This is a genomic window from Paenibacillus aceris, assembly GCF_017874035.1.
GTDB lineage: Bacteria > Bacillota > Bacilli > Paenibacillales > NBRC-103111 > Paenibacillus_E > Paenibacillus_E aceris.
Window position 1 is genome coordinate 23,500 of record NZ_JAGGKV010000029.1, and the last position, 21,336, is coordinate 44,835.

25 protein-coding genes and 1 pseudogene are annotated in these 21,336 nt (G+C 39.0%); 7 read left to right on the forward strand and 19 right to left on the reverse strand.

Going from position 1 to position 21,336, the window contains the following annotated elements; genetic code table 11:
- Nucleotides 1-322: 322 nt before the first annotated feature.
- From J2Z65_RS35510 to J2Z65_RS31080, 6 genes are all read right to left on the reverse strand, one after another.
- On the reverse strand, nt 323-580 hold the full coding sequence (locus J2Z65_RS35510) for a hypothetical protein (protein ID WP_240159662.1): 258 nt from the start codon (nt 578-580) through the stop codon (nt 323-325).
- Between the two features lie 263 nt (nt 581-843).
- Complete coding sequence (locus J2Z65_RS31060; protein WP_167057031.1) at nt 844-1,101, reverse strand: hypothetical protein; 258 nt, start codon at nt 1,099-1,101, stop codon at nt 844-846.
- A 926-nt stretch (nt 1,102-2,027) separates the two neighbouring features.
- Nucleotides 2,028-2,612, reverse strand: a complete 585-nt coding sequence (locus J2Z65_RS31065) for a DUF2269 domain-containing protein (RefSeq protein WP_209856211.1) — start codon at nt 2,610-2,612, stop codon at nt 2,028-2,030.
- 289 nt (nt 2,613-2,901) lie between these two features.
- Complete coding sequence (locus J2Z65_RS31070) at nt 2,902-3,252, reverse strand: hypothetical protein (protein ID WP_167057034.1); 351 nt, start codon at nt 3,250-3,252, stop codon at nt 2,902-2,904.
- A gap of 186 nt (nt 3,253-3,438) precedes the next feature.
- Entirely contained in the window at nt 3,439-4,551 is a 1,113-nt protein-coding gene (locus J2Z65_RS31075; RefSeq protein WP_167057037.1) for an alpha/beta hydrolase, read from the reverse strand.
- 250 nt (nt 4,552-4,801) lie between these two features.
- Nucleotides 4,802-5,767 carry an aminoglycoside phosphotransferase family protein gene (locus tag J2Z65_RS31080; protein WP_167057040.1) on the reverse strand — a complete coding sequence of 322 codons (966 nt, stop codon included), beginning with the start codon at nt 5,765-5,767 and terminating at the stop codon, nt 4,802-4,804.
- Between the two features lie 209 nt (nt 5,768-5,976).
- On the opposite strand from J2Z65_RS31080, the pseudogene J2Z65_RS35515 reads away from it, so the two are divergent.
- The 3 genes and pseudogenes from J2Z65_RS35515 (at nt 5,977) to J2Z65_RS31090 (ending at nt 10,194) form a co-directional block, all read left to right on the forward strand.
- Nucleotides 5,977-6,611 (forward strand): annotated as a pseudogene (locus J2Z65_RS35515) (IS110 family transposase).
- 217 nt (nt 6,612-6,828) lie between these two features.
- Nucleotides 6,829-7,197, forward strand: coding sequence for an IS110 family transposase (locus J2Z65_RS35520; protein ID WP_240159663.1), 369 nt, complete (start codon nt 6,829-6,831; stop codon nt 7,195-7,197).
- A gap of 1,773 nt (nt 7,198-8,970) precedes the next feature.
- Nucleotides 8,971-10,194: an IS110 family RNA-guided transposase gene (locus J2Z65_RS31090; protein WP_209856214.1), complete on the forward strand. Its 1,224-nt coding sequence runs from the start codon at nt 8,971-8,973 to the stop codon at nt 10,192-10,194.
- 121 nt (nt 10,195-10,315) lie between these two features.
- On the opposite strand, the gene J2Z65_RS31095 is transcribed toward J2Z65_RS31090, so the two are convergent.
- Nucleotides 10,316-10,816, reverse strand: a complete 501-nt coding sequence (locus J2Z65_RS31095; protein WP_338111665.1) for an ArpU family phage packaging/lysis transcriptional regulator — start codon at nt 10,814-10,816, stop codon at nt 10,316-10,318.
- A gap of 163 nt (nt 10,817-10,979) precedes the next feature.
- On the opposite strand from J2Z65_RS31095, the gene J2Z65_RS31100 reads away from it, so the two are divergent.
- Nucleotides 10,980-11,132 (forward strand): hypothetical protein, encoded by a 153-nt coding sequence (locus tag J2Z65_RS31100; protein ID WP_167056962.1) that lies wholly within the window; start codon nt 10,980-10,982, stop codon nt 11,130-11,132.
- A gap of 161 nt (nt 11,133-11,293) precedes the next feature.
- The gene (locus J2Z65_RS31105) at nt 11,294-11,494 is read left to right on the forward strand and encodes a hypothetical protein (RefSeq protein WP_167057043.1); all 201 of its coding nucleotides are present in this window, start codon (nt 11,294-11,296) and stop codon (nt 11,492-11,494) included.
- Nucleotides 11,495-11,619: 125 nt separating this feature from the next.
- On the opposite strand, the gene J2Z65_RS35525 is transcribed toward J2Z65_RS31105, so the two are convergent.
- Nucleotides 11,620-11,769, reverse strand: coding sequence for a hypothetical protein (locus tag J2Z65_RS35525; RefSeq protein ID WP_193580889.1), 150 nt, complete (start codon nt 11,767-11,769; stop codon nt 11,620-11,622).
- A 409-nt stretch (nt 11,770-12,178) separates the two neighbouring features.
- On the opposite strand from J2Z65_RS35525, the gene J2Z65_RS31115 reads away from it, so the two are divergent.
- Entirely contained in the window at nt 12,179-12,421 is a 243-nt protein-coding gene (locus J2Z65_RS31115; RefSeq protein WP_167057046.1) for a hypothetical protein, read from the forward strand.
- A gap of 48 nt (nt 12,422-12,469) precedes the next feature.
- On the opposite strand, the gene J2Z65_RS31120 is transcribed toward J2Z65_RS31115, so the two are convergent.
- The 5 genes from J2Z65_RS31120 to J2Z65_RS31140 form a co-directional block, all read right to left on the reverse strand.
- A complete protein-coding gene (locus tag J2Z65_RS31120; protein WP_167057049.1) occupies nt 12,470-12,769 on the reverse strand; it encodes a hypothetical protein in 300 nt (99 codons plus the stop codon).
- A gap of 383 nt (nt 12,770-13,152) precedes the next feature.
- A complete protein-coding gene (locus J2Z65_RS31125) occupies nt 13,153-13,638 on the reverse strand; it encodes a replication/maintenance protein RepL (protein ID WP_167057053.1) in 486 nt (161 codons plus the stop codon).
- Nucleotides 13,639-14,057: 419 nt separating this feature from the next.
- Complete coding sequence (locus J2Z65_RS31130; protein ID WP_209856217.1) at nt 14,058-14,510, reverse strand: VOC family protein; 453 nt, start codon at nt 14,508-14,510, stop codon at nt 14,058-14,060.
- A gap of 168 nt (nt 14,511-14,678) precedes the next feature.
- Complete coding sequence (locus tag J2Z65_RS31135) at nt 14,679-15,164, reverse strand: DinB family protein (RefSeq protein ID WP_209856220.1); 486 nt, start codon at nt 15,162-15,164, stop codon at nt 14,679-14,681.
- A gap of 33 nt (nt 15,165-15,197) precedes the next feature.
- On the reverse strand, nt 15,198-15,551 hold the full coding sequence (locus J2Z65_RS31140; protein WP_167057059.1) for a VOC family protein: 354 nt from the start codon (nt 15,549-15,551) through the stop codon (nt 15,198-15,200).
- 193 nt (nt 15,552-15,744) lie between these two features.
- Here J2Z65_RS31140 and J2Z65_RS31145 point away from each other — a divergent pair, with 193 nt between their 5' ends.
- On the forward strand, nt 15,745-16,302 hold the full coding sequence (locus J2Z65_RS31145) for a DUF420 domain-containing protein (protein ID WP_167057062.1): 558 nt from the start codon (nt 15,745-15,747) through the stop codon (nt 16,300-16,302).
- Between the two features lie 118 nt (nt 16,303-16,420).
- Here the strand turns inward: J2Z65_RS31145 and J2Z65_RS31150 are convergent, their stop codons facing one another.
- The 6 genes from J2Z65_RS31150 to J2Z65_RS31175 all read right to left on the reverse strand — a co-directional run bounded on the left by J2Z65_RS31150 (nt 16,421) and on the right by J2Z65_RS31175 (nt 21,323).
- Complete coding sequence (locus J2Z65_RS31150; protein WP_167057065.1) at nt 16,421-16,810, reverse strand: hypothetical protein; 390 nt, start codon at nt 16,808-16,810, stop codon at nt 16,421-16,423.
- A 96-nt stretch (nt 16,811-16,906) separates the two neighbouring features.
- A complete protein-coding gene (locus J2Z65_RS31155) occupies nt 16,907-17,299 on the reverse strand; it encodes a contact-dependent growth inhibition system immunity protein (protein WP_167057068.1) in 393 nt (130 codons plus the stop codon).
- Between the two features lie 761 nt (nt 17,300-18,060).
- A complete protein-coding gene (locus J2Z65_RS35530) occupies nt 18,061-18,432 on the reverse strand; it encodes a metallophosphoesterase (protein ID WP_240159664.1) in 372 nt (123 codons plus the stop codon).
- A gap of 271 nt (nt 18,433-18,703) precedes the next feature.
- The gene (locus tag J2Z65_RS31165) at nt 18,704-19,285 is read right to left on the reverse strand and encodes a hypothetical protein (protein ID WP_167057071.1); all 582 of its coding nucleotides are present in this window, start codon (nt 19,283-19,285) and stop codon (nt 18,704-18,706) included.
- Nucleotides 19,286-19,616: 331 nt separating this feature from the next.
- The gene (locus J2Z65_RS31170; RefSeq protein ID WP_244999181.1) at nt 19,617-19,925 is read right to left on the reverse strand and encodes a hypothetical protein; all 309 of its coding nucleotides are present in this window, start codon (nt 19,923-19,925) and stop codon (nt 19,617-19,619) included.
- 1,035 nt (nt 19,926-20,960) lie between these two features.
- On the reverse strand, nt 20,961-21,323 hold the full coding sequence (locus tag J2Z65_RS31175) for a hypothetical protein (protein WP_167057073.1): 363 nt from the start codon (nt 21,321-21,323) through the stop codon (nt 20,961-20,963).
- Between the last annotated feature and the right edge of the window lie 13 nt (nt 21,324-21,336).

The window sequence follows — 21,336 nt, forward strand, 5'->3', positions numbered from 1 at the left end:
AAAGTTCATCGACGATGCTCTCTAAATCAAGTGACAACTGGAATTTTGATATTTCTCCCTCAAGGTATTATAACAATTTTGAATCCAACACTTTATATCCTGCTCTTCATAGCTGCCTGCCGTTACAGAACTACTCCTTGTTGTTCAACTAAAGTGCAACTAAAGTTCTTCGTTAGTTCAATGTCTCTGGATTTTCGTTCAATCCAAGAATTTCAATTACTTCAGCTCGTCCAATTCTTCTTGACCCAGCCATAAAGTATCCAATGATGCCTAATTTACTTCTATGTATATGTACTTCTCTTCTCATCTGGGGAAACAGAAATCACATCCTCGCGGTACCCTGAATGGGAACAGGGAGAGTTCTGTCTAAAATAACATTTCCGAATTCATCTTCAAATTCAGGATGGATAATAAATATGCCTGTTTCACGAATATTATCAACATCATATGAAAAGTCGCATCGTAAGCCCTGGTAAACGGGATTTTTTCTGCCGCCTTCTTCTTCGGTATCAAGCCTGTATCTAATTCTAAAATCTGGAGAATGATTTGTTACTTCCTCATACGGCGTCCAAGCCTCCATTACAACAAACACCCCTTATTTTAAAAATAAGATATATGTTAAATCCTACCACATAAAAGGGTTCTTTTATTACACTAATCTGCCCGTTAACGTAATGAAGCTGCCAATCGTAACGGCAGCTTCTCTAATTATGTTTATTCAACAAACGTTATCCGTTAGCGTAACAATGTGCTGCCATGAGGCAGCACATATTGAAAACCACCAAGTCGAACATTGTCGGAATTAGAAGGTGCGCTTGTATGATTCCCTAAATGTTCTGAGACTTAATGATCTAAAGAGGACTTCATCTTTTCAAGTTCAATACTTTCCTGAGTAGTAATGGCTATAGCTTTATCAACCAACTGCTCTAGTTTTTGAATGCTTTCATCATCGATTCCTGAGTTTGTACTGGCGTTATCGTAGTTGTTTTGGCTAGCGTTATTATTCGATGTACTCTGATTAGTAATTTGAGATCCTGCGACAGTAAAGGCATTTAGGCCGCTTGAATTGCTTGCGTTACTAGTCCCACCTTGACTATTCATAAAAATAATCCTCCATAGTAATATCGTTTTAAGTATTTTTATTTTTTCCTGTAATTATAAGTTTTATTTCATAACATAAGAAAAAAAGACGATCCAACTAGGAATCGACGTTTCTACATGACTTGGATTAGGTTAATTTGTTAACACCATTAAATCGCCCGCTTCATCGGTCATAATGCGATGCTTTGGAACCTCGATTATCGAATCGTGGATAGATTTCATTTTTGGCTTTGATCAAAAAAACAGAATTACAAATAAGTTTTGAAGTACTTCTTACAAACCATTGCCTATCGACTCATTCGTTCGTCGATTTCAAACTTTACATACTCAGCCTCTCATTTAAAACATCTCTCTCTTTACGAGAAGGTGTTTTTTAGTTTCCAACAACGAGAAAAAACGATCCGTGTTCGCGCATCTACTTCGCGATAGGAACCGTTTTTGTTTTTCTCGATATTAGTGTTGGTTTAGAACACACAAGCTGCTGATAAGATGATTACCAAACACAAGTTACTGATAAGATGATTACCAAAAGAATAAAAAGAACCAAAACAGCTGCTGTGCTAGTACCTACTCCGCTCATATTTACTCATTCCCCTCAGTAAATTTTCATTACGATATAAACATATGCTTCCTACATAGTGATTGCTTGGACATAAGTCGAGCTGCTTGATGGAAGGAATAAAAAAAACCGTTCCTCCTAAATAGAGAATGCGGTTTTCTGTTATTTTATATTGTTGATTTCAACCAATAGAAAAACCGCCTCATGATAAAGCGATTAATTGAACTCTCGTTTACCTTTAGCTTAATCTCTCTTCCGATCATGCTCCATAATAATGAGAAATTTTAATTTAATTGAGTTCTCGTGCTCTGTCTAGTGAGCAATATTCAAAAGCTACATATCAATCTTCAAACCCTCGCAAGCAGTATTATCGTCGTTGTCTTACCTTTCTCTTCCCCCACGGTTTTAAATATGAGATCGCGGTTAAAAAGACTAATATTGCTAACACTAATACGCTTCCAGTCAGTATCATTTTTTGACTATGAAGGTATTCGGGATTGTATATGGGTTCAAGCTCTTTTAGAGAAAGCGCATTTAATGCCTTTTCAATCCACGTACCAATAAAAATACTACCAAAGAAAATCGTTATCAAATTGCCGACCCACTTCGCGATAATCCAGTAATGTGTGGTGATCCCCCACGCTCCGACAGCTAGCCAAATACCAGTTGCCAAACTCCCTAAAGCCCCTGGAACAATTAAGTAATAGTCAAAATATTTGATGAAATAATGAGCAGCATAAATAAGTTCGCGATCTTTTAAATAGATTGTAAATAGTGTTAAGACGAAATTACCTAACACCCCTGTAAAATACATAATCACAAAGAGAACATGGAAGATTACCCACCATTTTTTCCGTTTTACATCTAATCTGGTAGCCCTCAATTTGCCAACCAAGATTACTGATCCCGCAATTAGTATAACCATTAATAATGTCCACAAAAAAGCAATCATGAAAATCTGACCCCTCGCCCATAAATTTTTACTTGCAACGGTTTGCAAGTTTTATCTTACAGGTCGATTACTGACAACAATGTGTCAGTGTTAAAAATAATATCATTGATATTATCCTGCTCGTTAGCGGGGAAAAGGTAGCCTCTTAATCTCGGCTGCCTTCACTGGTGTTTTATTGAACTAAAGTTTCTCGTTAGCTGAATTCACCATTCTGCCTTTTTTAATATCTCTTTGTATTCCAGATATTCATCTATAATTTCTTTTCTTTCGAGAAAATACTTAATCCAGGCTATCCGTATTGTGTCGTTTTCTTTTTATCTCTTAGCAATACATCTATGATACATGGTTTTAACTTCACACTATCCAGTTTTATCATAATTTCAACTGCTTCTTTTGCTCCAGGGGAATTAATGTCCATCAACAGTAAAAGCATTTGAGGAACTGCTCTATATTGATATTCTGTATTACTTTGTTCAACTAGCCTAATTACATTGTGCCACTGGTCCTTTTGAGTCCCGCTGATAAGGATATTTATGATTTCATCTTGGTACCTTGCTAACTCTTGAACAGCTTTGTCTTGTTCTTCCTGAGGACGGAACCAGCTAAATGAAGAAAGAAGATTATTAATATTATCATCCAATATAATCACCTCATCAATCTCGAATTCTTTATAGGACGTTACATGTTTCTGCCTGTTAGCGGGGAAAAGGCAGCCTCATGATCTAGGCTGCCTTCACTGGTGGTTTACTATGCTATAGTTCTTCGTTAGCTCAATGATTGGTCTGAAAAAGACTAACTCTAACTAATCACTGTCAAGCACATTAAGTTATACTACCTTAAGGAAGTTCTTTATTTCATTCCATGCATCCCCGCTCGTGAATAAGAAAGAGTGATCACCACGATGAATTGTCTTCATTGTCTTCTCTCCTCCCCATTTAGCTACAAGGTTTTTAGAATATTCTATAGGTATATTTTTATCCAAGTCCCCTGCTAAGCATAGTAACGGAGTTTTAATTGAAGAAGCCTTTTTTATTGAATTATAAGATTCTCCAATAAAATAAGAAAGCGGAAACATATTATGTAGCTGTAAAGCGTTTGATATTGTATTGCCCTTTAACTTAGAATAATTATCATACGGAGAAACTAGGATTGTGCCTACTGTTGAGCGTTCACTTGATAAGTTCACAGCGATTCCCGTTCCTAGGCTATATCCCATCGAGACTATTTTCTTATTATCAATATCGCTTCTTTTTGAAAAGTAATCATAAATAGAATTAGCGTCATTGTATAAACTAATCTTACTTGGCTCTCCTTCACTCAGTCCATACGATCTATAATTAATCAGTGCTACAGACCATCCATCTAAACCCTCAGCAATCGATAACATATCAGATACTTCTTCCCCAGAACCGCCAAAGTATATAAGTAGCGGGGCTTCTTTAACACTCGAATTTTTTATAAGCCATCCGTACAAGTTTATATTGTCAGATGTGTTGATTTTAATCTCTTCAGCATCACTATAAAGCAACCTAATCTTTTCAGCAGTAGATTGATCAATCTTTTTAGGCTGGTAAACAAGATGATTAATTTTAATAATTCCGTCTAGATTTTGATAAATAAAGAGGCAAAGAAATAAATAGGAGCCAATTATTATTGAAAAAGTTAAGGATAGAGCTGCAATTGCTTTTCTTGATTTTTTTTGAATGACTCTCATTAAAATAAGAGTTGTAAGTAAAAATAGAATAATGGAACACACAGCGAGAATATTTATTGTTGATGAATACTTCCTGAATATTTCTAAATCCCCTAACTTATATTGTCCTAAATGCTTAGCCCAATATGTTACTTTGTAAGAGATAATAAAACCTGTTACCCCCAGAATACTCAATAATGTAGAAATTATAGTTAGGAAAAGTACTCGTTTTTTACTAAGCTTCAACTTGTATCCTCCATTCAAATTAAAATAATTTGCATATAGCAACTAATGGGAACTACCATCATCGTTATAAAATACATATTAGATGTTATAATTTGGAAATCCAATACACTAATTTTACCTATTCATTAAAATTATTGACATGATTTTTTGTTCTGTATAAAACAAAAAAAGGCAGTTGCAAGAACTGCCCTTCCATCTATTAGACTAACGTTCTGCGTTAGCTCAAAGCTTTCCTTAGTAAACTTATAGTTTATCGTCGTTTATCATGATATAGCACTTGTATCTCCTCAATCCCCCGCCTTGTATAGTCAAGCAACTTTGCCGTCTCGGCTTCGTCCGAGGTTTCCTCAGTCATGCGTTGTATATTGAACCAGACATCCTCGATCCGTCGGCGTAATACGTAAAAATAAAGAAGTTCATGGTTGATACGATAACTACGCCTGGCTGCAGCGTACGCTTCCAGTAGAACGCTGCCATGAGGATGCCATGCATAGATGAAAAGGTCAGCTTCCACGGGTGCTAGGCGCAGATCTTCCCAATCTGCAAGTACTAGGCGCTCGCCCTGTATCACGTTGTTACCGTGCGCGTCCCCATGACATAGTACAAGCGGAGAATATCCGAGCCGAACCGTGTCCCGTAGGCGAAAGGCATCGCGCATCGCCGTGTGGAGCAACCCATTGTACGGGGAAACAAGTTCAAAAAGTGCATCATTTTCTGTGTTTGACTTACTTAAATATCGTGTAAGTTTTTCACAGAAAAGTAGAGAGATGTCCTCGGCAAGCTCGTGTATCTCAGGAGGAAAATCTCCGCAGGCATCATGTAAAAGAGCCAGTATCTCGGCCAGTTCTATCGTCTGATCTCGTGTCATGCCCTTTACACCCGGCGTCTCTCCGTGGACATATATAAAGAGCACATACACATCACTGTCCGTCTTTGCTTTATATTCCCCGTCCCGTGCCGGAACCGGCGCTAGTACGCGTCCGCATAGGGACGATGATGCCGACAACCAGTCCAGTACCGGCATATATATGTCGATACGTTCGACAAGCGGGCGCGTTGTCGGCAAGAATTTGTCATACACCTTTAGGAAGTATTCGGTATCGTCCTCGCCTATGACGCGATAAGCCGCTTTTGCGGAAAAACCTCCGGGAACAGGAAAGATTGAACTCGAAACTATTCCAAATTCTGATTTTAATAAAGTTGATATTTCATCCATTCTTAGCATTACCACTCCTTGATTGAGTACCACAACACCTATTGTACTATGCTTCAGAATGGAGCAAATGGTACTTTATGGTTATAACTAACCTGCCCGTTAACATTCCTGTAGGTGTTAGTACATTGAATTTGCAGAAAAAAGAACGCTCGCTACGATGAGTATGTACTGGGTTGCAGCCCTCAGAACTCACCTTAGGAGGCGTTATCATGAAGTCTAATCCAATTAAGTCTCAAAATCAACGTGTAGAACGAATCTGCACTACCACTCTGGTCATAGGCATCGACATTGCCAAGGAGAAACACGCAGCACAAGCCATTAATTTTCGAAGTATTGTCCTCACCAAGCGCCCTATTCTATTTTCGAATGACCTTGCCGGATATGAGCATTTAGAACACAGCATTCGTAAATTACAGAAGATGCAAGGCATGAATGACGTCGTTGTAGGAATGGAAAGCACTGGTCACTACTGGTTCAATATTGCCAACTGGCTCGTGGGGCAAGACATTGATGTGGCTCTTGTCAATCCAATGACAACAAAACGCAATAAAGAAAACAGAGATAACTCACCTTCCAAGAACGACCAAAAGATGCTCTTGTCATCGCCGATGCGGTGAGCCGTGGGTTCTACACGCCCTTCTCTCCAAAGGATGAAGCATTCCGTCGCATACGGGTTATGGTAACAAACAGAGAGCACTGGGTTGTTAAATCAGGACGGATTAAGAATAGGATTCACCGCTGGCTTGATATCCGGTTTCCAGAATACAGAATACAGACAAACATTCGAGGATATTTTTACCCCTCGTTCATTAGCCACTTTGCGTCGTTTTCCAGCCCCATCTGACGTATTGCAGTTAACTCTTGAGCAAATAGTGTACACCTGGGGAGAGTACATGTTTAGACCTGGTGGTGTGCGAGGCAGGAACAAAGCGGCCCAGCTTTAAGCACTCGCTAGACATACCGTTGGAGACGCTACCGCCCTAGAAGAAGACAAATGGGAACTGAGACACCTAATCGAAGAATTTCAAAGGGTCCGCCAAATCATTGATGAAGCGGATGTGATGATCGAAAATGTACTGCCCGAAATTCCCTGTTCAGATCTCGTTCGATCTGTCGGTGTTTCTGTCCCTGCAGCGGGGGCCATATTAGCATTTGGAGGGGACTTACGTAATCTGTCTTATGGAAATCAGTTATTGCGAAAGGCTGGATTGAACTTAGCAGAACGCAGTTCTGGCAAGTATAAAGGGCAAATTAAGCTCACCAAACGAGGCAACTCATTACTACGTAAGCATTTGTACTTCTCTGTGTTTCATCTCTTATCTCACAATCGTGCATTCCAAGCCCTACATGCACACAATATTGAAGTGAAACGAATGATGAAAATGCAGTCAATGATGAAGTTGATTGGGAAACTGTTCGTATGCTTGTAGCTATCGCGAAAGAAGGGAAAGAATTTTCCACAGAAGTCTCAGCTTCCGTTAGCAGCTTAGAAAACTAAATCACAACCCAGAAACGTAGATTGGTTCATTCTCAGGATTTCACAAAGAAAGCACGTTCCGTTAACGTTGATCGGACTCCACACCTTGGATAGATAGGACGAAGGGATGTAAGGGCATAGACCCGTTGAGATTTGGGAGAGTGGATCCCAAGGACCTTGTGGAGAGAGACGTGCAGCATTGCTTTTGCATGGAAGATGTTGTCAATAGATTGACACCTTCTATTTCCGCATGCCCTCAAACGGAACCACAACGCCCATACTAATAAATCCTCTAAACTCCTATTTTAACATCCATGTGAAATCCTGCGAATGAGCGAGCATTCGTGAGGAAATCCTTATTCTTTGAGGGAGTTTAATCGCTGCACATTAGTACTTTCCTTAATAAACAGAATAATTCCAATAATAATATTCATGTGCCGCAGTGTCTTTGATCATGTTTCAGAACTGTCCGTGGATCACGTCAAAATCTGAAATCCTACAATGTAGGTAGTTTTGTGTCACAAGACTACAATGTAGGGAAATTTGTGCATTTTTCTCTGACACAAATTTCCCTACATAAAAAAATAAAAGCTTGATTTCTCAAGCTTCTACGCATAGGTTTATGTAGGCACTTTTGTGTCATTGGACATTAATTTAAGCGCGAACCACAACCTACAATTTTAAAGCAATCAAGAAGGACGGAAATCTGCCCTTCAAATGTTTAATTATCTAATTTTCTAATCCATGGTCCTCATCAATTATCCATGAAGCGATGCCCGATATTACTAGTTCTAAGGTGTCATTAATGTTTCTTGGCACATCAATTTCAATCAAATTTATTTCTTCTACACCCTCAAGTGTGTTTATGGCATAGTTACCATTTGAATCAGCAGGAATACCTTTTAATTTTATAAACTCCCCACTGACTTCTTTGCTAAATCTTAAATGGCTTACTGTTGTGAATCCTAACTGAGAAGTTAAGTGTATTCTTCTAAAACCTTTGACTTAATTTTCTTAGTATAATTTTTTGAATGTATGCCTATATAATCGTACATATAGCCCTCCTCATCTGTATGATTTCTTTATTCTGGAACAGCGTACTTAACACCTTCAACGATTAATCTTTTACGAAAACTGCATAAAAGGCCACTGATCCACCGACAGTTAGTCGTCTATTTAGCTATCGTTCCTCGTTTGCGGAATGAGCTTCAGGAGCTAATAAACCTTTTCAATTGAATATTTGGGTCCCAGTCTGAGGGTTTTTTTCTCCCCTTCTGAGAACCACCGACAACCGTCATTCATCCATCTTTTTTTCCACTCAACATAAACTGTCTCGTCTTATTGTCATCGTCATAGCCGAAATGAAACTGCAACTCCATGTTCATCGTAGGATGGCTCATACAAATTGTCGTAGCCACAAACTAAACATATGTTTGTCATTAAACATTTCCTCCAGTTGTTGATCAAATCTGCCCGTTAGCCATCCATGCCCCTCACGGGGCACCACGGAATAATGAAAATTTGTTGAGCTGCCTATAATGATTAGTACGGCTGGCGAGGAAGGTTGTTGAACTATGGTGCCTTGAGCCCTACCGTTAGTCTGACTACAACAACCCTGGTGTACCACGGACTGTCGCTCCCTTTTGGGAAGCACGCAGGGTAGATTAACCCCTTATTGGTTTGTTGCACCAGCCTCAATTTTTTTGCCGTAGAAAGGTGATTTAATATGCAAGTACTCGTTGAACGTGCATGCGGTTTAGATGTTCACAAAAGGACCATCACCGCTTGTATTGTTACACCTGAAGGAAAGGAGATTAAGACATTTCACACCCACACTGTCTATCTACTTCAACTCATCGACTGGATGAAGGAACACCGCTGTTCGCATGTAGCCATGGAAAGTACAGGCGTCTTTTGGAAACCTATCGTCAACTTGCTTGAAGCCGAGGACATTCAATACCTTGTCGTAAATGCCCAGCACATGAAGGCTGTTCCCGGCAGAAAGACGGATGTGAAAGATGCTGAATGGATTGCAGATCTTTTACGTCACGGATTACTTACTGCAAGTTATATTCCAGATCGGAACCAGCGTGAGTTGCGCGAGTTTGTTCGTTACAGGCGCAGTTTAATTCAAGAACGAGCTCGTGAACATAACCGGGTACAGAAAGTTCTAGAAGGAGCTAACATTAAACTTGCTTCTGTCGCCTCAGATATTATGGGTCTTTCCAGTCGTGACATGATACATGCGATGATTAATGGCGAGGAAGATCCGGAAAAGCTCGCTAACTTCGCACGCGGAGTCATGAAGAAAAAAAAGGAAGAACTTGAGCTTGCACTTCGGGGTAAGATGAGTGCACATCAACGTCTTATGTTAAAAACCATGCTTACCCATGTGGAATTCCTCAACGAACAAATCACGGAGTTGGATTCGGAGGTAGCTGGGCGGCTAGACCCTTTTCAAGAAGACATTGAGCGACTAGATACGATTCCCGGGATTGCCAGGCGTACCGCTGAACAAATATTAGCCGAAATTGGAACAAACGTCGGTTCACGGTTTCCAAGTGCTGCCCATCTTTGCTCATGGATCGGACTAGTACCAGGACACAACGAAAGTGCTGGTAAACGAAAACCTTCGAAAACTCGCAAAGGAAACAAGTATCTCCGATCGGCACTTTTAGAAGCTTCACAATCCGTATGCAGATCTGATAATTATCTCGGAGCCCTATACAGGCGAATCGCAGCACGTAAAGGTGGTCGTAAAGCAGCTGTTGCTGTTGCACACGCCATCATGAAGATCGCCTACCACCTCTTAACTCGCAGCGAAGATTACCGAGATTTAGGTGCTGATTATTTTGAGAAACGACAGCAAGATGTCATTGTCAAACAATCCATTCGTAAGCTAGAGAATCTTGGTTTTACCGTAACAATTTCAGCGCCCAACGCCTCATAATGTTTCGCTCACATTAAAACATGAGACGCAGCCTTTTGAAAAAACGTCATAGCTGCGCCTAGTTTCGTATTGCCATTTTAATTACTCTACCATGTGAGATTTTCAGGGTAGTTCAATGAAATCAACAACAAAGTTTAACAGAGTCAAAACAAAAAAAGCTGGATATGGGATTACGCTCCCTCTCCAGCTTTGTCTTGTATAATGCCGTCTTTCGAATCTTTGTATATTGGTCCTTCCCGATAGCTGGGTTGAAAATGAAGTTGTATACCTGGTAGTCCTTAATTGGTTCACCATTCTTATCATACGGCTTCAAATAACGTTCTTCGATAAGTAATCGTTCCTTAGGAGCCAGATGCCTCACTGCACGTTCAACACGATCACAGAAAGCTTTTCGCCGCGCTTTTTCATCGACGTTATATATTGCGATGTTGGCAGTCTGGTCACTTGTTTTGTTTGTTGGACCGCTTGGCCGATCTTCATAGCTCGCTGTTAATGTAGCCTCTCGCTCGACGAATTCCATGTACTTGCAGATGTGGTAGTGTTCAAATACTCTCATGAGAGCTTTTTTTGTTTCTCCACCATCCAAGTCCGGGAATATATCCTCGCCAAAACTCAATTGCACTGTTCGTCACTCCTTTACTGGAGCTAGCTATTCTCCGTTACATTTATTTCGATTCTGACATTTTCCATTACCTTTCAGACGAACTAAAACAACTGCTCATCGGTGAATATTTCATGTGAAATTGTTCCAATATAAGGCTATAAATCTTAAGGAGTGATAATTTTTGAAAGATACTGCTAAAAACGATGAGCCAACAATCGCCCCAGGTATGAACACACACGATCCACTTGAAGAGAAGGCAACTGAAGAGGAAATTGAGAAAGGAGACGCCACTTCAGTGACTCGTCTGTATTTGGACCGTACACCAGAAGACTAAGTAACAGCTGGAGGCCAAATCATGAAAGGATTAAAAAGCATATGCTTCATTTGTTCCATCACTAAGATCCGTTAAAAAGGTCCGGGGTCAAAGCTAATAATATTTATTAATGGTCAATCGGTGTATTAATACGTTTATGTTATTTAACAGGAGGGATTTCGATGGATCAAAAGGAATTACATGAAAAACTTGGTCGCCCTTTAAGCTGGGCAATGACATCAAATGCTGCTTCTGAGGAAACTGCCACTGATCAAGTTGAACATACTGACGAGGAAATCCCGTCCAACTATCAGGCAATGGGTGAAAGCTACAGTGACACAACTAACTTTGAAGTGAATAAAGAACCTGGGCGGTTAAATTAAAACTTACAACCTACATCAATAATTCAAGAGCTACCTTGAGATTCCTTATCTTGATGTAGTTCTTTGTCAATTCAACACACCCTATTTTGTTATTTATTAACTTAATATTCAGCCAGCGTACATCTTCAGCTCACGCTGTCGTCGTTCAAATTCTGTATAACTTTATCCTTAACGTCGATAACGATGTGATAAGGAATCACCAGAAATTCCTTGCCGCACTCGCTGCAATGCGGCCTGTCGAATGCGTAGCATCCGTACTTTTCATCTGTTGTCATGTCATTGAAATCAAAATCCGCATTCTCGAATAAGACAAAAACTTTTGCATCCTGGTTGATTGCATTTATGTGCTTCTATTGCCACTTTAAGCCCTTCCATGCATTTCAGTATTCATTTTGTTACGACATGCAGCCTATTTGGGAGACCTTAGACCATTCTCTACGGCCTCCGAATCATTTGATCTTTTTCTCCTCACGCAAGTGCTGGATTTTTTTATTTACTGATGATTCCGTTTTACCAAGGATCTCTCCGATCTCACTGAACGTGTAATTCGTCGTGTTGTAGAGCCCAATTAGTTCTTTTGTCTGCTCTGGAAGCCAGCGGCGACAAATCTTAAATATTATTTGATTTACTCTATTAGATGCGTTATAGTTACACTCCATGATTGATAATGAAGGAGGAGCAATAATGACTTTTTTGGCTGGGCAAGCATTAACTACAGATCAAGACTTTGAAGCAGCTATCAAAACCAAAGAGAATGTTGTTGCTTATCAAGGAAGTCAAAGACTTAGACCTGTTTCAACAGTAACTCAATATAACCATGAGTCTGTTAAACTGGCAGATGGCACAACGATTTTAAGAATCGCAAGTGTGATTCGTACATTAAATGATGAAGAGAAATTATCTTACTTAGTGGGTGCGAAAGCGTAAAAATGGGGGGATGATCTCTCCTCTTATTTACTTGAAAGACGAGTTATATTACCTTGCAAACTTCCCTTCAATACAATTGGCATAGAACCAACGGAGAGCAGCATAAGCAATCCTGTCATCAGAAGCACTTCCACTAGCAATCAATTCTTCTACAAAGGCCAACACGATCTCTTGGGGGTTAGTATTATCTCGATCCGCTAGCTCTTCTAATGCACTATAACTTGTATCTCCTAATGCCAAATATATCCCTTGTTCTAATTTTGTTAATTGAGATATATCCGATACTCCAATCTCCTCTAAGGGAGCAAATTCTTCTTCCCCTGACTCGCTACGCCACATGGCTGGCATAGATAGTTATCCCGGGTTAACACAAAGGCTCTGCACTTCAGCCAGGCTGCGGACTTATTAATGGGTTAACTTGTTTCATGAATAAATCAGAACTTCACCTTCTCGATCTTCAAACACTTCTGACAATAGAATACCGCTTCGAAATAAGTCCCGTTTGCGCCCCTCTTAAATAACTCTCGATACTTATGATCACATGGTTTATTTATTGCCGATTGACCATTTGGAGGATTACTGTTCATGATTTCATCGCCCTTTCTTTTTTACCATCCATTTACAGAAAATGAGGTAAAATTACCGCAAACGAAAACGCTGAAATCCCGTACCACTACTGGTCGCAAGGCAGTTTTTCAAATCGGCTGGTTCTTTACTCTTTATATATATCATCATGTAGCAATTAAAGAGTTCCGTTTCTTACCGGCTTTAAACCTCTCCAAATGCTCCTGTTTAACTCTCTCGTGATACTCATTATCGAAGAGCCAAAAGAGATGAGCAGGAACATCACCGTTCTGGAAAAGAAACGGATTGATGTAGTAGATCTCACGCTCAGCACTGCACCATCTACCGAGCGCGTTCTTCCGCATCAGCTCTTTGACGACCTTACGAATGTTGGAGCGATCAATCCCAGTCTCATCAGCCATACGCTCAACGGTCATGTATTCGCCATGGGTTGTGACAAGAGCATTGGTATTCATTTGCAGGAAGTGAGAGAGATGATAAAGAACCCGCTCTTCAGCAGGCTTGAATAGGTTCGAACGTTTCACGAAACGCCACACCTCCGTCATGGACTTAACAAAACGATCCTGCTTGACGACGCCGACTATTTCGCCATCATCATCAATAATGTATTTTCCCTCCCGTTTTCGTACCAAGGTCTTAATCTCACCCCTTTTTGAAACCATGGTTTGCGTGTGGGTGCTTTCTGTTGCTGAGCAGAGAGTGCTGATGCATGCAACCGAGAATAGCAATTCTCGGGGATCAAAGGATTTAATGATTGTAAGTAATGCTCTGGATGTGGTTGAAACCTGATGGTTTCAAAAGGCAGCCTCTTGATCTCGGCTGCCTTCACTGGTGTTTTATTATGCTATCGTTCACCGTTAGTTGAGTCCCTTTAATTTGGTTTTGCAGTGATTTCCGTTAAAGTTCATGCATCACGAAGTCCCACCGAGTTAAGGCAGCTTGCTGCCGATCGCGATGCGGTTAGTCGGTGCGGATGTATGTCCCGGCAATTACTTCCTCGTTCCTTGTTTCCGGGACCGAGGGTCGCCCAGAGTCTTCTTTTAAACGTCACTTATTTTTTAGCCAGTTGTTCCGCCAAACCGATTAGAAGTCCATCTTTTCCACGAATGTAGCAGAGCCGATACGAGTCCTCGTACTGAACCACTTCGCCAACGAGCTCAGCACCATACTTAGTGAGTCTGGATACCACTTCGTCAATGTCTTCAACGGTGAACATGACGCGTAGATAACCGAGGGCATTTACAGGAGCAGTTCGGTGATCTGATATAGTAGGTGGGGTGAGAAATCGCGAAAGTTCAAGTCGGCTATGGCCATCTGGGGTAACCATCATAGCAATCTCTACACACTGTGAACCCAGCCCGGTTACGCGACCAGCCCATTCACCTTCGACAGTAGCTCGCCCTTCGAGCTTCAAGCCAATCTCCTCGAAGAAAGAGATCGAGTCATCAAGGGATTCTACAACGATGCCAACATTGTCCATTCTTAGTAATTTGTTTTTTGTCATAGTTTTATCTCCTTATGTGTACAAATTTATTACCTGATCATCTTCATAGTTTATTCTATCAAAAATTACTAATTCCTTCCAAACGATTAACATCTTGTCACAGTTCATGATAACAGTGATAAGTCACAGTATAGTAAAATGTGAACTAATTATTCTAGGTAATTTCACTTAGCTTGCATCTGCTTTCCAGCTCTTGTGCAGCATCCGAATATAACAGATTTGACCAATGTGATATGCATTATGAGTTGACACATTTCCGAGTACCTCCCACCACTTGGCAGCCATTGGGAAACCATTCACATCACTTTCGACTTTTTCTTCAGTAAGTAGATCTTGCCATTTTAAAAGTACCTCTAACAATCGTTCTTTTAAGCCAGTGAAGTGTTGATCATTGGGAACCATGAAACTTTTATTATTATTTTCTAGGGAAGGCACAGCATTGACATGAGATTTTTGATACCTAGTTTGCCAAGTTTCATTCCAATAAAGTAAATGCTGCACAATTTCAGCGATACTATGACTATCTTCAGTAGGTTTCCAAAACGCTACTTCCTCTGACAAATCTTTAACTGCGTCTGAAAATGGTGGGTACCAACTAGGGTCATTAGCATTTGCTAATAACTGATCGGATAAAATATCTTTTACATGAAACATACTTTCCACACTCCTTCTTATTGAGCTAGTGTATCATTGTTCATGAGCAAGAATGTTGATAAGCTTACCAAACGGGTCGCGAACATAGAATCTTCGAACGCCCCAAGGCTCATCAACAGGCCCATATTCAATCGGAAATCCTGCGCTCTTCATGCCCTCTAATGCAGCATCGACATCATCGACTTCAATAGAAAGATCAGGCGTAAGCGTTCTTGAGCCACCTTGTGAGGCAAAACTAATTTGAATGCTCATCTCCTCGTTTAAACCATAAGTTCTAATCCACCCCTGATCAATCATTAAATCAAGGCCGAGCACATCCTGGTAGAAGCTTTTAGCTGCCGTGATATCCTTCGTATTGATATTGGCGACGATTCGTTTGACCTTCATTTCAAACCTCCCAGTCATAAGCAGATGTACTTCAAGTAGACCGTTAATCGCCATCATACAATAATACCTTTTTAAGTCTATAAATCGTCATTAAGAATTCGCTATTTTGACATCAAAGCCTGAGTGCTGTTCGACAAAACCCCCTTATAATGAAGCCATTACCATGTGATAGGAAAGGAGATCTTCGGTTAAAATGAGCGAAAACTACCATGCACCGAGACAAGCTAGCAACAAGAATTATACGGCTGCCATCGTCACCATCTCATTGGTCGCAAATATCGTTATTTTACTCTTGTTCTTCTCACCGATTGGCTACAAGGGAGAGATCGATTTCTACCTCACCATTTTTCCAAGAATCAATGGGGTGTTGAACAGCTTCACCTTTATCTTCCTGCTAGCCGCGTTGATCGCAATCCTACGGAAGAACGTAAAGCTTCACAAAGGGTTCATTCTCGCCGCCTTCTCTTCTACACTGTTGTTCCTTGTCTCCTACTTAACGTTCCATTACATGTCTTCGGAGACGGCAACGTTCGGTGGTGAAGGCATTATTCGGCCGATTTATTTCTTCATTCTGATCTCTCACAGCATTCTGGCGGCCATCATCGTGCCACTCGCTTTGTTCACTCTCGTATGGGGATGGACTAACCAATTGCATAAACATCGTAGAATTGCCCGTTGGACGATGCCGATCTGGCTATATGTCAGCTTAACCGGGGTTGTCGTGTTCCTAATGATGGAACCGTATTATTAAAAAGTCATTGTTCCTTCTCTTCCAAGGGAGCTGCTGCCGTCCTCGGCGAGCTGCTCCCTTGTTTGATTAAACTAACGTTCAACGTTAGTTTAATCAAACAGTTTGGGATAAAATTTTATCAATTGAAGATAATCTCTCTCATAAATGGTGTACAGGAAAAACAGTTATCAATCTCTTCATCAACTAATGACCAATACAAGATAGTTTTCCTATTTAAATCAATATCACTAATTAAATGCCCCTTTATCTTTTCCCAAATTCCATCTTCGATCTTCCCTTCTGTCACTGCGTCATCAAATGAAGATATGATCAAGCTCATTAATGCGAATTTTTCACTTGGGTTTAGTTCAGCACTTTCGTAAAATGAGACAAATTCGTTCACTCTCGATGAATCTGCACTTTCATATTCCCAATCTTGCGAATACTCTCCTAACTCAGGTAGACTCAATTTATGAGTCAGACTTTCGATTGCCTGCCTAGTAATAAAAAACTCCTTATTATCGCTCAATAGATTTCCCCCGTTATTATTATCCTCGAATCTTTTGAAGTCAACGAACGTTTTCCGATAGTTTAATACTAAAACCAACATCCAGCAGTATTTACTTCAGTTGTTTTTATCCTGATAAATCTTTATAAGGGGCGCTATTGTCTCATATGCTTGGAGAAAATGAAGTACAATCAAATCGAACTCTTCTTTAAGTTCTAAGTTTTCCTTCCAAAAATCCTGATTAACCTTTAATAGCGAACATAACAGGTCTCCCGTATAATAATTTCCGGAGTTCAACGGGTTTTCAACTAATCTTTTAATGGCTATGGGGACAAGGTAATTTAGAGCAAATTTTTGTAATATCATCCGGGTAAGATCATCATTTGTAAAATCCTTTAGAGCTTTTCTTCTTAGTGTAAGACACTTTCTTATCAAACCAGTGGCTCCCTCGTCAGGATCTCCCCAATTTTCCCCATCGATTTCCTCTAAAGACTTATTTAAATCCAGCATATTTACCTCCACTCTTAGGTCGGAACAATCGTTCTCCGTTAGATTAACGAGTAATATAATTGGCTTATGAATATTTTAATAAGCAAAATGACCAAAACTGCGAGCCAGCCGAAAAAGAAAAGACCTAAACACGCACTAAACATTTGTTTCCCGAAACTTCTTCTTTCATCTGATATCTTGATCGTTAAGATAAAACCTATAAATATTAAAAAGAATAAAGTCCAACAGATACTCTGGAATAGAAAGATGGCTCCGCCGAATAAAAATGATGCTAGAATAAAATAAATTATCGATTTTTTCTTGTTCATTTTTCACCTTTGATTTTTTTATGGCTAAATCCCCCACAGTGTATCTCGGCAACTAGAGATTACAATAATTAAGTGTTCCATTTCTTCTCCACGTTATCCTCACAGTTAATTCAATGAAAAAGAGAACAGCTGCCGGTAGCGGCGATCTGCTCCCTGGTTACTCAATTATCATTTCTCGTTAGCGGAATTATTGGGGCCTTTAACGGATTTACGAGTAAATTTGTATAGTCATTAACTAAGATTGCTTAGTGGGAAGCTCTTCAATTGACTTGTAGATAAGTTTTTGTTTATTTGGTAATTCCATATCTCTATGAAAGTGACCAAAATACCACTTTTTATAAGATAAGCGTTCTTTTATTTGCTCAAGGTAATCACTTAACTGATCCTCATGAATACCAGTATTATTAGATTCATTTAGTATCTGCAAGGTCGATGTAGGACACATATGCGTGATTACGAAGTGTGAGATTGAGCTCCACCAAAAGTAAATATCTTGTATCCCTTAATAGTAAAGATCTGTCCTCGCATTAAATGTATAATGCTTTCGCTTATTCGATGTACGTTTCCACCATTCCAATTCTCTTCAGGGTAAGAATTAAGCAACTGGAAATTCTCATGATTTCCGTCAATAAATAAAGTACTAAAGTTTTTTTGAGCTAACCATTTCCTCCAATATAATTCATCATTTTTATTGTCCCATACAAGTCCAAAATCTCCAGCAATTATTACGAAGTCATCTTTACTTAAATCTCTATTTATGGGAAATCGCTTGGAATTCAATTTACCAATATCTATATACCCATGAAGATCACCAGTTACATACAACGTATTTCACTTCCTTGGAGAAATCTCAATTTAGTAACTAACAGTTTATTCTCCACTCAACACGGGTTTCCTTTATTTGTAACTAAACTGCCCAATAGCACAAAAGGCTGCACGCGGCAGCCTTTTTACAACTATAGTTCCTCGTTAGCTTAATGCCCCGACCAATCTAATACTTATTTTCCTAGTCTACAACCAAGCCTGTATGAAGCTGTGGCGAATATGTTGGGAATACAAAAAGCACCATCGTATGATGATGCCTTTATTACTTTTATTAATCTGTCACTAACCATTTAAACTCCAAGCCTGTAGTTTCGATTATTTTCAAAAAATTTTCTTCAGAACAACAGCCAATCAATAAATCTTGTCCTCCTAAATCTAAATATGTAAAACTAATTGTCGTGTCAACAGTTTTTAGCAGTTCGTAAAATTTAACAAATACATTTACATCCACCCATGCCCTATCAACTTGAAAGTCCCAATGATATTCGACACCATTATGTTTAAATCTAAGCCAAGCTTTTTCTTCCTCAATATCCACATAATCTTCAACTTCTTCAAGTCTTAACAAGTCTTTTGTTAAACTACATAGTCTATTTGAAATCTTAATATAGTCCCCGTGATTCAAAATACACTTAGTATCAAAATACCATATATTATTTGAATATGAAGTAAAAGTGCCATTTGTATATTTGTTGCTTCCCATTGCTACTAATAATGTTCTATATGGTCTTTCTTCATATCTTTCCATCTCGAATTTATTCATCAAATCTTCTTCGGATAATCCATTACAAAGGGTAAAGCCTAATGAACTCAAAGTTTCAAATTGTTCTTCAAAAGAAATGAATTTTGCCAATAGTTTCAACTCCTACTAATTAGGTTATTATTAAAGCTTGTCTATAATCCTATAAACTGAATTGTGATTAAATTGAGCGGTTATATCCTGTTTTCTAATCCTCCCAATTTGTCGTTTACATACACCTAATATTTCGAACCATGCTTGGTAATTTAAGGGTAGTCTGTGTAAAATTTCTCTAATAGTTTGGTCGATGGAGCAAAAACTCCTACCACGCTCTACTGCCCGTTACTTCTAAGAAAAAAGGGAACAGTTTCCAGAGGCGGCGATCTGCTCCCTAGTTATTCCACTCCCTCGGTTCTGTTAGAAGGGTTAACAAGAAAAGTAAAAATTAATCCTTTATTTCATACTCATATATTGGATTTATACATTTCAAGATAGAGACAACAGCATTATTGTATCCAGACATTTTCTCTATTTCGTTTCCATCTGTAATTTGATTTCCTTCAAATTGTACTGAGATTTTATTGATTATATTTAGGTATTTGTTTACAAATTCAATTTCCTTCATTTCTTTAATATCCGCCAACATTTCATTATAAGCCTGTAGTTCACCTTCATCATTGTCATTAAAATCTGTTTTATCAAAAATAGTATTTGTTTTTGTGAACCGTATTTTCCTTTCAATAACATCAACCAACGTAAATTGGTTCAGTTTCTTATTCTCAATCTTAATTACCCCCTGTTTGAATTAACATTATTATATTAGAATTGAATTTGCATTTTACCTGTAAATGTGTCAACCGCTATCCACAATGAAAATAGGAGTATTAATATCACGGTTACGACTATGACTGTTGTAAATTTGGATAACCTTCCTCTAAGCAATTTATACAGTTCTTTAACATCATTCGGAGTAATACCAAAATTCATGAACATAACAAACATAAAAATAATCACCAATACTACCAACAGTAAAAGACCACCAACTATATACCCCATACTTTTCCCTTCCTGATGTTTCGAAGTCTAAGAAAATGACCTTCTTTTCCAAGATCTTCCTAAATATTGTCTTACCTAGTTTGTCATTCGTGTTGTTCAGCTATACTGCCAGTTACTTCAAATTAAAAGGGAACAGCTGCCGGTCTGGCAATCTGCTCCCTTATTTTGCACTATCGTTCCTCGTTAGTTCAATAGATTGGACGATTTAGGTGTACTACCTTTAGGCTTTCCAATTAGTAATGAATTAGGGAATTCATAATCCTCAGTTGTAATTAAGACCACTCGCCAAATGCAGTTGTTACTTCTCTCGTGACTTGAATAATCATTAATCCACATAATAAGCAACTTAGCGGACATCTCATTCTGCACCTCAATAATCTTATCTTTTATATCAGAAATACCCTTATACAAATCAAATAAAGGAAACCATGTTCCTGATGCTTTTTCGAATAAGAAATCCCATAAGTCCGTTTTTTCTCCGATATCATATAAATACTGGGATAATTCGTCTACTTTATTCAATAGTCGGTTGTTCTCAACAAGAGATTCTAATGCTGTTGGTATATATTCCAAATAAAATTACATGTTAAATAGTTCTATCAGTAGTTAATCTTTCCTGCTTTTAGTATAAGACTCTTCTCCCCTCTAGTTCAACGTAAAAGCAGCCAATCATCGTGTGGCTGCCGTCATGTTCGTGATTGAACTATAGTTCTCCGTTAGCTGAATAACAGATTTAGCCTAAATCATATGTGGTATGCCCACAATCAATAATTTTCCATTGTAATTTAATGAATTCATTCCTAATTTTCTTTCTATCATTCCTAAAAATTGAAAACAAGTTTTTACTATACGGGAATATTACCTTAACTTTTGGTTCTGAAAAGAACTCAAAATATTGAGGTTGACTGAACCAATCACGCCAACCAACGCAAAATGAATCTTCGAAAGTGCGGTTTATCCCGTCTGTCTCATTACATAAAGCTACCCAATTCTTCCTACACTCAATAAAACTTATTTTTTGTGTTTGCTCATTACTATCGAGATAGTTGATTCCATCATGAGTGATATCTAATATTTGGCGGTAATGAATTTCCATCAAACCCACCTCA